A 14,352-nucleotide genomic window follows, 5' to 3' on the forward strand; every position below is an offset into this window, starting at 1 on the left:
AGCGTGGCCCAGTGCCAACTCACCCTTCAACTAGCTGAAACCGAAGAAAGAGAAGGATCCCCACGTGGTCAATCGCAAGGAGTTGAGCCCCGAGGCGAGCCCAGAGGCAGCCTTCGGGGCCCGTATGCGCAGGTTGAGAGAGGATCGCGGTTGGACCCAAGAAGATCTGGCCGAAGAATTGGCATATTCCAGCCAGCATATTTCGGCTGTTGAAACTGCTCGGAAACCGCCAACCCTCCCCTTCTCCCGCAAGGCCGATCTGATCTTCGGCACTGTTGGCTCCACCGAGTCTTTCGAGCGCGAGTGGCGCGAGATGCGGCATGGTGTGCTGCTGGAGGGCTTCCCGGAGTACGTCGGATACGAAGGCCGGGCCGTGGAGATCCGGCTGTTTGAGATTGGGCTCATCCCGGGCCTGCTCCAGACGCCCGAGTACGCACGGATGTTGGCGGACGGTGACGTGTGGCGCGGTTCCATCACCCCCGAACAGGCGGATGAGCGTGTAGCGTTCCTGGCGGGGCGTCAGGCGGCCCTGACAGGGCCCCGGCCACCCATGGTGCTCGTGGTGATGGATGAGAGCTGCCTCCACCATGCCGTAGGCGGTCCGAAGGTCATGGCAGCCCAACTTGAGCGGTTGGTCGAGGTCGCTTCCCTCCCCAACTGGATGCTTCAGGTGTCGCCGTTCGGCATAGGAGCGCGTCGCTCGTTCAACCTTCCGGTCAACCTGCTCACGCTCGCCGACCGGTCCGTCGTCGCGTATGCCGAATCACAGGCACAAGGCCATGTCGAGCGCGAAACCGCCTCCGTAGCACCCCTGCTGACGGCCTACCATCAGTTGCAGGCCGAAGCGCTATCCCAGGCGGAAACCGTGGCCTTGATCAACAAGTTACGAAAGGGCAGCCTGTGACGACCGAATCCCCCCGCTGGTTCAAGTCCTCGTACAGCTCGAACGGCGGCAACTGCGTCGAGGTCGCCGCCAACCTCGCCGTCCCCCACGGCATCGTCCCCGTCCGTGACTCCAAGGACCCGAACGGCCCCGCACTGAACACCTCCGTCAAGGCGTTCGCCTCCTTCGTGGCCGGCGTCAAGGCCGGGGAACTCGGCACCGCCTGACCTCCCGGCCGGCCCACACCGCGACCGAAGAGTGCGCCCCATCGTGCACCGCCCGGTGGGGCCTCTCGGCTGCCTCTTCGTCCGCCGTCGACCCTGCCACCCACTGCGAAGGTCTCGGCAGGGCGGCCCGAGCGTCTCAGGCGTCCGCCGCCAGGCATCGCCTGAGCCGACCACGAATCGCGAGCCCACCAGCGTCGAGCTCTCTCCGCCGGTTGGTCCCGGTCCCGTCGCGTGGGTGGTCAATCCTGTGCGCTCGTCGTCGAAGACCGCCCGGGACGGCCCTCGACACCGCGCACGGTGGCTGCCTAGGATCACGGAGACGGCATCGCGTGTCGGTCACCGGCTGGGTGAGGCATGGAGGTGCCCGTGAGTTTGCCTTGCGGAGGCATTCCACACATGTCAGTCGAGTTGAATCACACCATCATCCATGCCCGGGACAACCGGGAATCTGCCGAGTTCCTGGCGCACATCCTGGGGCTTGAGGTCGGGACCGAGTGGGGCCCGTTCGTTCCGGTGGCCACCAGCAACGGGGTCACCCTGGACTTCGCCACCATCCCGGCGGAGTCGATCGTCATGCAGCACTACGCGTTCCTCGTCTCCGACGAGGAGTTCGACGCGGCCTTCGCGCGTATCAAGCGGGACGAAATCGCGTACTACGCAGACCCGCACCTGAAGAAGCCGGGCGAGATCAATCACCACTACGGGGGCCGGGGCCTGTACTTCATGGATCCGGCCGGACACGGCATGGAGATCATCACGCAGCCCTACGGCAGCGACGAGCAGCAGCCGACGGCGTCGTAACACCTTGGCCGGTCGGGGAGTACGTCCCTGACCGGCCGCTCCGAGACGGGCTTCGACACGGCCGGGTGAAAACCCGTGCGGATAACTGGGTTTGGGGCCTCGGTGGAGCGTGGTGCGGCTGGTTGGCCGCTACTGGCTGTGATACCTGGTGGGGGTGGAAAAACGGTTCCGGCTCGTTGTGCGATCTGCGACCATGTCGGGATGTCGATCACTGTCTCCGTGCCGTGCCCGACGTGTTCGGGGCACGCCCGCCCCGCTTGGTCGCAGAGTCCTGCGCCGCGCTGGGCCGCGCTGGGCGGCACAGCGCGTGTGGAGTGGGCGGACAGCGCTCTTCGCAGTCTGCCGCTGGACTTGCATGAGCCGTTCCTCAGGGCGCGGTCGCTGCCGCTGCCCGGCGAGGAGCGGGTGATCAGGGTGTACGGGCCCTTCCTCGCCGATGGCCGAGCCCCGTTCTGGGCGCTGTTCGAACCCGCTCTCGCCGCTCTGAACGGGCTGGACGATTATCCGGAGTCAATGCGGGACTGCGCGATGGCCGCTTGCACGCCCCTCGCCGTCCTTGCCCGGGGACGCGGGCACGCCACGTTGCGAATCCGAGTGGAGGAGGTGACGAAGCTGGTCGAGGCCGCAGACAGATTCCCGCCCTCGACTGCCGGGTCATTGGAGAACTTGCTCCCTCCGGATGGGGTCGAGCTGACGATCAGCCAGTCCGCTTCAGGCGGCCTGCGCTACTACGACTGGTCGCTTCAGAGCAACGTCGGGCGCTGGGCGGTGTGCACCGACGACGAGCACGGCATGGCGCTCCTGCTCTACGGGGAGTGGACTTTCGATCAGGACGACGTCGCTCTCGGCCATCGCCCGCTCTCCCCGTCCGAGACCGCCCTGCTACGGGCCGCGTGGCCGGACCCGCGCCCCGACCGCAGCGGCTGACCCGCTGCCCGAGGGCCAAGAACGACAGCCACAGCCGGGCGGCGGCACGCCCCTACGCGGTGTTCACGGCCCCCTTACGCCGAACCTCAGGGACAACCGCCGTTCCGGCCGCAGTTCTGTCTTCGTGCATGGTGATCCCTTGGCCGAGCTGGAGGTGTCGCCACTGCGACGGATCGAGAGGTGCGAGTCGCACTGCGGAACGCTCGCCTGGCCCCAGGAATGGCGTGAATTCGCCCAGAGCACGGCGATGTCGAAGGCCGGTTTCCACCGGCCCGGGTTCGATTCCGATGTCCCGCATCGGTCGCAGGACGCCGGCTCCGGAGAAGGGCGTCTACCGACGGCTCTCACCGGCTGGGCGAAGGGTGAGGCCGGCTCGAATGACGCCACTGCGGACTTCACCGCAGCGCCAGTGACACCAGGCCGCACTTGCTTCCAGCAGCCCTGGGCCACTTGCCACTCATCGTGGGTGACGTACTCCCAGACGGCGTCCAGCGTGATGCCGTTCTCGGTGGCGATCTTCCCGGGAACCAGCAGGGAGGCGGCTTCCAGCAGCCTGGCGACGTCCATCGCCTGATCGCGGCGCACGGCGTCCAGCTCACGCGGGGTGACGTCCGTCCCGCCGCCGACGTCCGCCCGGGAGACTATCCCCGCGTGCGCGGGGAGCAGAGTTCCTGACCTGCAGGTTTACTGATCGTTTCAGAATGCCGTTCGGCGGAGACGCTTGCGGCCCATGGAACAATCCCTTCAGTTACGGGCTCAGGGGGGATGACGCCGTATGGAACGGGTTGGGGCTGCACGGGAACTCGTGCTTGGTTACGTCCACGCTCTGAGCGCGGTTGGCGAGGCCATGAGGGCAGCGATCCCCTCGCTTGAGCGGCTCGCAGATGTCCTCGACCTGGTCCGTTCGCGCCGGATCATCAGCCGGAGCGGGCACGTCGGCGCGTACGCTTACAAGGTCCATGGGGCTGGGTGTCGCTTCGTGAGCGACAACGGCACCGAGGTCGATGTGGACTTCGCAGCCGACGGGAACGAGGTCTTCGACCTCTGGCGGCTGCACCAATACGGGCGGAGCCTGCCGGAGCCTCTTGACGTCACGGATGAGGACCTGCAGACCGCGGTGCGGTCCCTGCAACCGCTTCTGACCGAGGTGCGGCCGGGGTGGTTCAGCGTAGCCAAATGATCGCTTCACGATGAGGTGCGCAGGCGGCGCAGGCACATGAGGCCGCAGGCCAGTTCGAGCAGGCCCTGATGGAGATCGGCTCGGCGCCCGTAGCGGGTGCGGAGCCGTCTGAACTGGTGCAGCCAGGCGAAGGTGCGCTCGACCACCCAGCGCACCTTGCCCAGGCCGGAACCGTGGGCAACGCCACGTCGGGCGATCAATGGCTTGATACCCCGCTTCCACAGCAGGCAGCGGTACTTGTCGAAGTCGTAGCCTCGGTCGGCATACAGGCGCCGGGGCTTGCGGCGAGGATGTCCGCGCAGACCCCGGATCGGCGGGACGGCGTCGAGCAGCGGCAGAAGCTGGGTGACGTCGTGCCGGTTACCGCCGGTGAGGGTGACGGCCAGCGGTGTTCCGTGGCGGTCGACGATCAGGGGGTGCTTGGAGCCGGGGCGGGCGCGGTCGACGGGTGAGGGGCCGACGTGATCCCCCTTTGAGGGCCCGGACGGGCGATCCGTCCACGGAGCAGTCATCCAGGTCCAGCAGACCGGCGCGGCGCAGCTCGGTCAGCAGGGCGGCGTGCAGGCGTGGCCAGACGCCGGCCTCGGTCCAGTCCCGCAGCCTGCGCCAGGCCGTCACTCCGGAGCAGCCCACCGTCTCGGCCAGGACGTCCCGCCAGGCGACACCGGTCCGCAGGACGTACAGGACGCCGGCGAGAGCCGCCCGGTCCGGAACACGAAGGCGCCCGGGATGCCGGCGGCGTCGTTCGGGAGCAGGCGGCAGCAACGGGGCCACCCGCTCCCACAGGTCGTCAGGAACAAGATCAGCACGCACCCGGACACACTGCCGACCAAGATCGTCGAGCACAAGACCTGCGGCTCAAACTCATTCTGAAACGATCAGTTAGGCGACGCAGTAGCCGATTTTACTTACTTCCTCGAATCGCGACATTGAGGACAAAAGACCCCTTCTAATGCACTTGCACAGCCTACGGACACCCGACACAGGGGAGGCCGAGCACGACACGAGCCTATCCAGCGATGACGACCCCAGGGCGCTCCCGTGCCACCGGAGATCGATCTTGTCGGCGGAGTTTTAGCCCCTACAAGTTCACACCCCGAAGGCTGATTGAGCGATACCAGGCGCTCAGGTGCGACACCACGAATCCTCAAGCCGAGAGCGCCAGTTCCCGCCAGTCCGGGTCGTGCGCTCACGCGGCTGCCAACTCCTCCAGAGACTTGGGCAGCGCCGCAACGGAAGGCGGGGTCGGGGGCCGACCGGTTTCGATCTTACGCAGGCCCCCCGCCGCAGCCACCATCGCCGCCATGCTGCGGCTGCCGCGCACTCGACGCAGCAGCGCACCGAACCGCATGCCGCATTCCCATTCCCGCGACGCCAGAGGACTCCTCACCACGACCGTGATACTAATACCGGTATAAGTATTGAACCCGATCGAGACGGGGAGTCACAGCACATGGTGGAGATCAAGACCGATGCCGCGATGGACGCAATGCGGGAGGCCGGGCGCGTGGTGGCCCGCGCCCTGGCGGCTGTGCAAGACACAGCCGACGTCGGAGTGTCTTTGCAGGAACTCGATGAGGTAGCCCGCACGGTCCTGACCGAGGCAGGCGCTGGTTCCCCATTCCTCGGGTACCGGCCGTCCTTCGCCCCGGTCCCCTTCCCCGCCGTGATCTGCACCTCTGTCAACGACGCCGTGTCGCACGGCATCCCCACCGGCTACCGACTGCGGGACGGCGACTTGGTGAGCATCGACTGCGGTGCGCAGCTCGACGGCTGGGCCGGTGACGCGGCTATCACCTTCACCGTCGGAACCCCGCGCCCCACGGACCTCGAACTGATCGATGCCACCCAACAAGCCCTCGACGCCGGCACCGCCGCCGCTCAGGTCGGCAGCCGCCTCGGCGACATCTCCCACGCCATCGACACAGTCGCCCGCAAGGCGGGCTGCGGCATGCCCGCCGACTTCGGCGGCCACGGTATCGGCCGCCGCATGCACGAGGACCCTCACGTCCCCAACCGCGGCCGCCCCGGTCGCGGCTTCCCCCTCCGCCACGGCTTGGTCCTCGCCCTCGAGCCCATGTTCATGGCCGGCGGGCGGAACGCCTACCGCACCGACATCGACGGCTGGACCCTGCGCACCACCGACGGCAGTCGGGCCGCCCACATCGAGCACACCGTCGCCATCACCGACCAGGGTCCGCGCATTCTGACCCTGCCCTGACATCCTCCCAAATGCTGCCGGTTCCGGGATCGGACCATTCGATGCCCGACGGCACGCCCCATCCCGCTGCACTCCCGTCACGCGAAGCCCGCATACCGCCGGGGACCACACGAAGTCCAGCAAGCGCCACAAGCCGGGAAAGGGACTACCCCCGCGTGCGCGGGGACCACCCCCGTCTGATGCGCCGTGAGCGCCCCTGGGGCCCCTGTGACGGACCACCCCCGCGTGCGCGGGGACCACGCTCCGATGGCGTCGAGGAGCCAGGAGATGCGGGGACCACCCCCGCGTGCGCGGGGACCACAGTAACTGACCTGGGGTTTCATCTCGGGGGAACCCGGTTTTCCATCACTTTCAGAGATTCCGACGAAATCGACATAACCCTCAAAGCCCTCAGTTGAGGCAGCAGGAGACGGCTTTCGAAGCAATCGTGACGGCGGGCAGGAGTGAGTATCAGGAGCCGAGCGGATCAATCCGTGACGGGCAGACACTCGGCGAGCAGGGCGACGATGTCACGCCAGGCTCGCTGTGCGTGCCGCGGGTGGTAGCCGACTCCGGGAGGCGCGGCGTGGTCGACCGGTGGGTGGTGGAAGGCGTGAAGGGCTCCTCCGTAGACCACGAGTCGCCAGTCGACGCCTGCGGCCTGCATCTCTGCGGTGAACGCCTCCCGTTGTGCGGCCGGCATGATCGGGTCTTCCGACCCCACCCCGGCCCATACCGGGCAGCGAATGCGTGCCGCCTCGCCCGGTCGGCCCGTGGTCAGTGCGTTGACTGTCCCAATCGCGCGCAGGTCGACGCCATCGCGACCGAGTTCCAGTGCGACTGCGCCCCCGGTGCCGTAGCCGACGGCGGCGGTCCGGTCGGGGTCGGCCCGTGGTTCGGCACGCAACACGTCGAGCGCGGCGTGACCGATTCCTCGCATGCGGTCGGGGTCGGCGAGCAGCGGCATGCAACGGGCCAACATTTCCTCTGGGTCTTCCAAATAGCGTCCGCCGTGGAGGTCGAAGGCCAGCGCCACGTACCCCAGCTCGGCCAGGGCCTCGGCCCGCCGGCGCTCGACATCGCTGAGCCCCATCCCCTCGGGTCCGATCAGGACTGCGGGCCGGCGCTCGGCACCGGCCGGGAGCGCGAGGTATCCGATCATCGTCAGGTTGTCGGCCGGATATTCGACCGTACGGGTTGTTACCGTCGTCATGCAACTAGACGGTAATGACCGTTGCGCCCGCTCGGGGTGGTGTTCACCGATGGCAAACAGCAGCCTGTCCCGACTACATCACCCGGACGCGTCGTCCGCCTGGCGTCAAACGATCGTTTTGCGACAGGCAGCCGATGCGTCCAACGAACCCGGGAAGTCCGGGGGTTCGCGGCGTCCCGAATCCAATCGGATCCGATGGTGATTGCTGACAGGGTTTGACGACAGGTAGGGTCCGATCCTCCGTACGGAAGGGGCCCTCGGTGGCGAACCTGCTCTACAGGCGGGCCTCGACCGACCAGCAGTCCACCGCGCGCAGAACCTCGTCCTGGACGAGGCGGGCATCGAGGACCCTGTCGTCTTCGAGGAGGAGCCAGGCACCTCCAGCCGCCTCCACCCCCTCCAGCGCCCGAAGTTCCGCGCACTCCTCGACTACGCGCGGCCGGGCGACACCGTCCGCATCTCCGAGATGTTCCGCCTCGTACGCGGCACCGGGCACATCCTCGACGTACTCGACGCCCTCCGCCGCGACCGCCTCGCCCTGCGCATCCACGACGGCGCGTTCTCCGCCATGGACCTCACCGCCCGCCACCCGCGCACCGGCGAACTGCTGTCCACCGTGAAGTTCATGGTGCAGACCCTCGCCGCCGTCGGCGAACTCCAGCGCGACCTCCGGCGCGAGCTGACCTACGACGGACTGCGCGCCGCCGAGGCCAAGGGCAGCAAGGGCGGACGCCGCCCCGCCGTGGCGGCCGCGGAGACCGGCGACGTGCGCACCGCGTACCTGGAAGGCCGCTCCATCGCCGCCCTCGCCCGCTGCCAGCCGCTCGACGGCGCCAGGGCCTCCCCGCAGTCCCGGCCCAGCGCAAGGCCCGGCGCGCGTACGAGAACCGGGTCAGCACCCTCACGCCCTGACCTGATCGTTCGCACCGATAACCGCTGTACCGATGTTCCCCGGGGCCGGAGACCGGGGCTCAAGTGGCTCAGTGGGCTCAGGGGGCGCGGGCGGTGAGGATGGGCTGGAAGAAGCCGGTGCTGTCGGGGGTGTGCCACTTGGGGGCGTCGAAACCCGCTCCGGTGGCGAGGTCGGTCAGTTGGCGTCGGGTGAGGGCCCAGTACGTGCTGCGCCGCACTCGTACCCGCCAGCCGTCGTGGCCTTCGTGGTCGTCTCCACGCCCGTTCTCGTTTCCGTGTTCGTTCTTGTCTCCGAGTCCGGATGCGGGCTCTCCCCCGCTTCCGCCCCCGATCGGGAGAAGCTGGAAGTGTTCGAGGTCGTAGCGTTCGCCGTCGTCGTGCCAGTTCCACAGCTGGAACGTGACGGTCCGGCCGGTGGGGGCCGAGCTGGTTTGCGGGGCGGTCGAGGTGGGGCGGGCGCGCAGGATCTCGTCGTAGGGGCGGGTGCTGACCACCAGCAGACCGCCCGGACGCAGAACTCTTCGCATCTCCGCGAGGGCCGCGTGCACGTCCGCCTCGGTGAGCAGGTGCGGGAGCGAGTTGTCCGCGCATACGACGGTGTCGAACCGGGCGTCCGCGAAGGGAAGGCGTCGCATGTCGGCGGTCGCGGCCGACAGCCGGACACCGCGTGCGGCCGCCTCCCGCGCCGCGCGGGCGGCGGCCGACCGGCTGATGTCGGTGCCGGTGACCCGGTGGCCGCGGAGTGCGAGTGCGATCGCCTGCGTACCGATCCCGCACGAGCAGTCCAGCACTCGGGCCGGTCCGCCGTGGCCCGGCTTGGCGCGGATCAACTTGTCCAGGGCTTCTCCCTGCCGGGCCATCCCCGCGTCCCAGTCCGCGTAGACGAGGTGGTAGTCGGCGGCGAGTTCGTCGTAGAAGCGCGCCACTGCGGTGGGGTCGGGCTCGGTCATGCGGCTCAGGCTAACGGTCGGTGGCAGTGCCCGTGCGCCGCGTCCCGCCCGGCCCGTCCCGGAGGTCGTCCCGGAGGCCCGGCGGCCGCCTTTACTGGTCGACTCGTCCTGGAGAAAGGAGGGTTGATGAGTACGAACGCTCATGCCGATGCCCCGGCCCGGTGCCCTAGGTTGGGCCGTATGAAGGACGACGCAACGGGCGACGGCATGGCCGGTGGTGCGGCCGCACCCGCGACCACGGTGAAGATACGAGTGCTGGAAGGGCCGCTCCTGGTGGAGTGGCTGTGCGCCGAGACGGCGTTCAGTTGGGTCCTGGTCACCGTCGCGGGTGTCCTGGGCTTCCTCGGGGACCATCCGACGTGGTGGTTCTTCCCGGCCTGCCTGGTGCTGCCGGTCGTCCTGCATTTCGCCCTGCGAGGCCGGTTCACCGTGCGCTTCGACGCGTCCGGGGTGACGGTCGGCCGGCCCTGGTCGCGTCGCCGGGTGACATGGGACGAGGTGAGCGGGGTGCGCTTCGCGCCCCTCCCGCTCCAGGAGGACGACATCGACCGGTGGGCGGTGACGATGACCGTGGGGGCGTCGCGCGCCCTGCCGCTCACCTCGATCGAGGACAACGACAACCCGGTCCCGGACACGCTGCTCCGGCACGGGCGGTTGTTCCGGCCGTTCGCCGATCGGGGCCTGGATGTCGTCGGGGCGCCGGAGGGGTCGCGTGAGCGGGCGTACTTCGAGCAGGCCGTGCGCGCCGCCGGTGGCCGAATCGACGGCCACGCGAGCTCGTAGACCGGGTCGTCGTCGCACCGCCGTCACACTGCCGTCGCACTCCGTTGCGCTGACGCCGCGCTCCGTCGCACAGCCGTCGCACAGCCGTCGCACCGAAGTCGCACTGCCGTCGTTCGGCCGGAGGCCGGACGCGTACGGGACTCGCGCAGGGGCGGACTCCATGCGGCCTCGACGCCGCACAGGTGTGGGCCCGCCCGACTGGTTCCGGGCGGGCCCTGCGCCATGTGCCGTGCGTCAGGCGTCGTACGTCGGACGTCATGTGCCAGGTGTCATGCGTCAGGCGCAACACGTCAGGCGCTCTGCGTCAGGCGTCATGAGCCGTGCTGTCAAGGCGCGGCTCGGTCCAACGGACTAGCCGTTGACACACACGTTGCCGAACGCCGGGTTCAGCAGACCGATGACGCTGACGCTGTTCCCGCAGACGTTGATCGGGACGTGCACCGGGATCTGGACGACGTTGCCGGAGAGAACGCCGGGCGAGCCGATGGCGGCACCCTCGGCGCCGGAGTCGGCAGCGGCGGCACCAGCGCCGGCGAGTACGGCCGCGGCGGCCATGGCAGTGGCAGCCATAGCGGTACGAATACGCATATTTCTCCCATCAGGGGACGAAAGTTCCAAAACTGATCACATCACGATCACCTTCGAATCAGCTCATCAGAAAGGAATGCATCACTCGATCGGGTGGCGGCGCCTCACGCCGCCACCGAAAACCCATGCCGAACGAGTGAATTGGCGAACGAGTGAGCGAGTCGGTGCGTGCGCGAAAACAAAGCCGTCTCGCGCCTCCGCCGTATGCGTCGGGGACACGGAAAGCCGGGAGCGCCGGGCCGCGTCCGGGGCCGGGCCGCGTCCGGGGCCGGGCCGCATCCGGGCCGACTCGGGCCCGGGCCGACTCGGGCCCTGGCGCGGCGGGTGTGTTGAGCCGAAGCTCATGCGTGACCACCGTCGCGCTTCGTCACTCGGGTCCGTCGGTCGGCGCGCGTGCCGACGAGGCGTCAGATGGCGAAGCCGATGTTGGTGCAGTACTCGTACTGGCCCCACTGCGAGCCGAGGTCGACGATCTGGTCCACCCACGCGGTGTCGAGCGCGGCGTCGTCCCCTCGGGCCCACGCGTCGACGATCTGGTCCCAGTGGCGGATGTTGAGGGTGCGGAACTCCAGGACCCGTTGGCGGGGGCGTGACACCTGGGACTGGTTGAGGGGGTGGATCTCGACGCGGGTGCCGCGTCCCTGGGCGTTGAGGCGGCGGAGCAGGTACGGGGCGACGTTCGCCCGGCGCACCGTGCGGTAGGCCGTCTCGATCCTTTCGAGGTTCTTGCGCGAGGGGCTGCGCCTGCCGTCCAGCCATGCCTTGAGGGTGCGGTCGGTGACGGTGAGTCCGGCGTCCCGGGCGGCGGCACGGCTGTGCGGCGTCCTCGTCAGGTAGTGCAGGCGGGCCATGAGGCCGCGCTTGACGGTGATGGGGGTGACGATGCCGCCCGCGAGTTCGTCGAGCCGACGGGCGACGAGTTCATGGCCCTTGACACCCTGGGCTCCGTACTTCCCGAACTCACGTGTGCGCTCCGGCACTTCGCCTTCCCCTCCGCCGTCGTCCGTACCGGGCCCGAGGTGCCGGGCCCGGCGGTGGCCGAGGACCTTCTGCGTATCTGTCGGCGACCACTGGAAGTCCAGCATGCCGGGTGTGCCGGTGTCGATCATGGCCGGCCCCCGGTCGGCGGGTTTCTTGGTCGGTTCGGACCGGTCCGGGGCAGGTCTATCGTTTTCCGGTCAGGGCCATGTCGCGTTCGTCGGAGCCCCCATCGGTGGGACCTGCACCGATGGGCCCTGCGCCGATGGGCCGTGCCTCGGCGGGCCGTGCCTCGGGTTCCGTACGCTCCGCCGTCGGGAGGCCGGCCCTGGAGCGCGAGAGGAGGGCGGCCGGGAGGGACAGCAGCACGGTGGCCATCACCGCCGCGATGAACCAGCCGGACGCTCCGTGCTCGCCCAGGTAGGTCGCCGACGCCGGGGTGACGCCTCCCAGGACCGAGGTGGTCAGCGCGTGCGGCAGACCGATGCCCACGCCGCGTATCTGTGGCGGGAAGATGTCCGAGAGGAGCTTCGGCAGGACCGTGGTGGCGCAGGCGAGGTAGAGGACTCCGGTGCCGTACGCGAAGAGCAGGCCGCCGAACGTGCCGGTCATGCCGAGGTACGCGTACGAGCCGATCACCGCGAACACGACGCTGGCCACGACGAGGAACCGGACCGCGCCGACGCGATCGGCGAGGAGTCCCAGGGGAATCTGCACCGCCATCAGGACGGCGGTGGCGCAGACGACGACCCAGAACATCGTGCCCGGCGCGCCGATGCGCTGGCCGACAGCGGGGACGGCCGAGGTCCAGGTGCCGCCCGCGGTGCCGGTGCCCGCCACGAGCAGGACGGCCAGGAGGGCGTGGCGCCGGTACGTGCTCAGCACCCGGCGGACGGAACCGCGTGCCGGGCGCCCGGTCACCTGGCGCCGGAAGACCTCCGTCTCGGCCAGGCGGTTGCGCATCAGCAGCAGGATCAGCCCGAAGACGCCGCCGACCAGGAAGATCACACGCCAGCCCCAGGCGGTCATGGCCTCGGCGCCGAGTCCGGCCGTGAGCGCGCCGCCGAGCAGGGAGGCGACGAACGCCCCGGCGGCGGTGGTGAGCGAGAACAGGCTGCCGTAGAGGCACTTGCGGTGACGCGGTGCGAGTTCCATCAGGTACGCGGCGGCGGCCGGCCATTCACCGCCCGAGGAGACGCCCTGCGCGATGCGGGCGAGCAGCAGGAGGGCGGGGGCGAGGAAGCCGATGTGTTCGTAGGTGGGGGCGACCCCGATGAGCAGCGAACCGCCCGTCATCAGGGCGATCGCCAGCATCAGCGCGGGCTTGCGTCCGCGCCGGTCGGCAAGTCTGCCGAGCAGGATGCCGCCGAGCGGGCGGACCAGCACGCCGATGCCGAGGACCGCGAAGGCCCCGAGGAGCGAGGTCACCGGGTTGGCCGACGGGAAGAACTGCTTGGCGAAGAGCGGGGCGAAGAGCCCGTACCCGAGCCAGTCGAAGGACTCCACGAAGTTGCCGACGACGGTCGCGGCGACGGATCGGCGGTACGGCGGAGACGGGGCGGCCGGGCGAGGGGCGGTGGGCATGGAGACTCCTGACGGAAGTGCCGTGACGATGCCCGGTACGCGGGGGGAGAGAGCACGCGGGCGGGGAGGAAGCGGAACGACGCGGAAGGACGTGGGGACCGGGCGGCGCGCGCGGAAGGACGCGGAGACCGGGGCGGCGTCCGCGGGTGGAGGGGAGGGGTGAGGCGCGTGCCCCGCCCGAGGTGTGTGCGTGCCCCCGGGTGTACGCGCGTGCTCCGGGGAACGGGAGCGTGGGGCGGCGCGACCCATCGCCCCGGAGGCGCGTGATCCGTAGCGTCCGCGTCCGCAGTGTCGGTGTCGGTGTCGACGTCGACGTCGATGTCGATGTCGGTGTCGGTGTCGACGTCGGTGCCTGCGCCAGTGTCAGGCCGCGCGGCCGTAGCCGTGGGAGACGATGCGCCGGCCGGTCTCGGCGTAGTAGCCGGGGTGGGCCGGGAGCGTGGTGGCCAGACAGTCGACGTAGCGGTTGTACATGCAGAACGCCGCGGCGATGAGGACCGTGTCATGGATCTCGTCGTCGCCCGCGCCCTGCGCCCGTGCGGCGGCGATGGCGAGGTCCGATACGGGCCTGGCCTGTTCCTGGACCTCGGCCGCGATCCGGAGGAGGGCACGCAGCCGGGGCGAGATGTCCGCCCGGTCCGGATCGGCCAGCACGGCCCGTACCAGCTCGGCCCCGCCTTCGAGTTGGACGGCGGCCGCCGCGCCGTGGGTGTCGGAGCAGAAGCGGGTGCGGTTCAGTTCGGAGACGTACGTGGCGATCAGCTCGCGTTCGCCGCGCGGCAGGGAGCGGGGCGAACGCAACAGCGTCTCCGCGAGCCGGTTGAGCGGTTCGGCGGTGTCGGGGTGGTCGGCCATCAGGCCGCGGATGCCGGGAAGATCGTTCCTGATCTCGATGTGCGGCACGGAGAGTGTCCTTCCTGTACCTGGAGGGGCAGCGGGGGACTCATGCTCACCAGGTCGCTCCGGTGCGGCCAACTTCCATATTGCTGTGTGGTGTTCAAGGCGCGGGCCGTGATCGCGGCCGCTCCGACGAGGGGATTCGTCGCGTTCGGGCTGCGCGATGTGCGCATTCTCGGAGTTGGCCGGGCACGGCGGCGCTGGCCACGATGAGGCCGCCGAGCACGTC

The 14,352-nt window shown here is 69.3% G+C and carries 15 protein-coding genes; 8 read left to right on the forward strand and 7 right to left on the reverse strand.

Annotation, left to right across the window (positions count from 1 at the left end; all coding sequences use genetic code 11):
* The first annotated feature begins 64 nt into the window (after positions 1–64).
* The 5 genes from WA762_RS09765 to WA762_RS09785 all read left to right on the forward strand — a co-directional run bounded on the left by WA762_RS09765 (position 65) and on the right by WA762_RS09785 (position 4,018).
* Positions 65–904 carry a helix-turn-helix domain-containing protein gene (locus WA762_RS09765; protein ID WP_335934835.1) on the forward strand — a complete coding sequence of 280 codons (840 nt, stop codon included), beginning with the start codon at positions 65–67 and terminating at the stop codon, positions 902–904.
* Positions 901–1,110 carry a DUF397 domain-containing protein gene (locus tag WA762_RS09770; RefSeq protein WP_335934837.1) on the forward strand — a complete coding sequence of 70 codons (210 nt, stop codon included), beginning with the start codon at positions 901–903 and terminating at the stop codon, positions 1,108–1,110. Before WA762_RS09765 ends, WA762_RS09770 begins: the two co-directional genes overlap by 4 nt.
* A 396-nt stretch (positions 1,111–1,506) precedes the next feature.
* Positions 1,507–1,911 carry a VOC family protein gene (locus tag WA762_RS09775; RefSeq protein ID WP_335934839.1) on the forward strand — a complete coding sequence of 135 codons (405 nt, stop codon included), beginning with the start codon at positions 1,507–1,509 and terminating at the stop codon, positions 1,909–1,911.
* 351 nt (positions 1,912–2,262) lie between these two features.
* A complete protein-coding gene (locus WA762_RS09780; RefSeq protein ID WP_335934842.1) occupies positions 2,263–2,838 on the forward strand; it encodes a hypothetical protein in 576 nt (191 codons plus the stop codon).
* Positions 2,839–3,613: 775 nt separating this feature from the next.
* The gene (locus WA762_RS09785; RefSeq protein WP_443080552.1) at positions 3,614–4,018 is read left to right on the forward strand and encodes a DUF6896 domain-containing protein; all 405 of its coding nucleotides are present in this window, start codon (positions 3,614–3,616) and stop codon (positions 4,016–4,018) included.
* A 5-nt stretch (positions 4,019–4,023) separates the two neighbouring features.
* Here the strand turns inward: WA762_RS09785 and WA762_RS09790 are convergent.
* A protein-coding gene (locus WA762_RS09790; protein WP_443080553.1) for an IS5 family transposase occupies positions 4,024–4,831 on the reverse strand; the annotation gives its coding sequence in 2 pieces (ribosomal slippage) (positions 4,024–4,477 and positions 4,476–4,831; 810 coding nt in all).
* 640 nt (positions 4,832–5,471) lie between these two features.
* Here WA762_RS09790 and map point away from each other — a divergent pair.
* Positions 5,472–6,239 (forward strand): type I methionyl aminopeptidase, encoded by a 768-nt coding sequence (map, locus tag WA762_RS09800; RefSeq protein ID WP_335934850.1) that lies wholly within the window; start codon positions 5,472–5,474, stop codon positions 6,237–6,239.
* A 466-nt stretch (positions 6,240–6,705) separates the two neighbouring features.
* Here map and WA762_RS09805 read toward each other — a convergent pair whose 3' ends face one another.
* Positions 6,706–7,431 (reverse strand): dienelactone hydrolase family protein, encoded by a 726-nt coding sequence (locus tag WA762_RS09805; protein ID WP_335934852.1) that lies wholly within the window; start codon positions 7,429–7,431, stop codon positions 6,706–6,708.
* A gap of 340 nt (positions 7,432–7,771) precedes the next feature.
* Between WA762_RS09805 and WA762_RS09810 the strand changes: the two genes are divergently transcribed.
* A complete protein-coding gene (locus WA762_RS09810; RefSeq protein WP_335934906.1) occupies positions 7,772–8,440 on the forward strand; it encodes a recombinase family protein in 669 nt (222 codons plus the stop codon).
* On the opposite strand, the gene WA762_RS09815 is transcribed toward WA762_RS09810, so the two are convergent.
* Entirely contained in the window at positions 8,421–9,293 is an 873-nt protein-coding gene (locus WA762_RS09815; protein ID WP_335934854.1) for a class I SAM-dependent methyltransferase, read from the reverse strand. The genes WA762_RS09810 and WA762_RS09815 overlap by 20 nt on opposite strands.
* Before the next feature lie 180 nt (positions 9,294–9,473).
* Here WA762_RS09815 and WA762_RS09820 point away from each other — a divergent pair, with 180 nt between their 5' ends.
* Complete coding sequence (locus WA762_RS09820) at positions 9,474–10,076, forward strand: hypothetical protein (protein ID WP_335934855.1); 603 nt, start codon at positions 9,474–9,476, stop codon at positions 10,074–10,076.
* A 351-nt stretch (positions 10,077–10,427) separates the two neighbouring features.
* Here the strand turns inward: WA762_RS09820 and WA762_RS09825 are convergent, their stop codons facing one another.
* From WA762_RS09825 to WA762_RS09840, 4 genes are all read right to left on the reverse strand, one after another.
* On the reverse strand, positions 10,428–10,646 hold the full coding sequence (locus tag WA762_RS09825; protein ID WP_335934856.1) for a chaplin: 219 nt from the start codon (positions 10,644–10,646) through the stop codon (positions 10,428–10,430).
* 425 nt (positions 10,647–11,071) lie between these two features.
* Positions 11,072–11,644 carry a transcriptional regulator gene (locus WA762_RS09830; RefSeq protein ID WP_335934907.1) on the reverse strand — a complete coding sequence of 191 codons (573 nt, stop codon included), beginning with the start codon at positions 11,642–11,644 and terminating at the stop codon, positions 11,072–11,074.
* A 184-nt stretch (positions 11,645–11,828) separates the two neighbouring features.
* Positions 11,829–13,226: an MFS transporter gene (locus WA762_RS09835; protein ID WP_335934857.1), complete on the reverse strand. Its 1,398-nt coding sequence runs from the start codon at positions 13,224–13,226 to the stop codon at positions 11,829–11,831.
* A gap of 363 nt (positions 13,227–13,589) precedes the next feature.
* Complete coding sequence (locus WA762_RS09840; RefSeq protein WP_335934858.1) at positions 13,590–14,129, reverse strand: carboxymuconolactone decarboxylase family protein; 540 nt, start codon at positions 14,127–14,129, stop codon at positions 13,590–13,592.
* Positions 14,130–14,352: the final 223 nt, after the last annotated feature.

Origin of the sequence: Streptomyces tyrfis, assembly GCF_037034285.1 — a bacterium.
GTDB lineage: Bacteria > Actinomycetota > Actinomycetes > Streptomycetales > Streptomycetaceae > Streptomyces.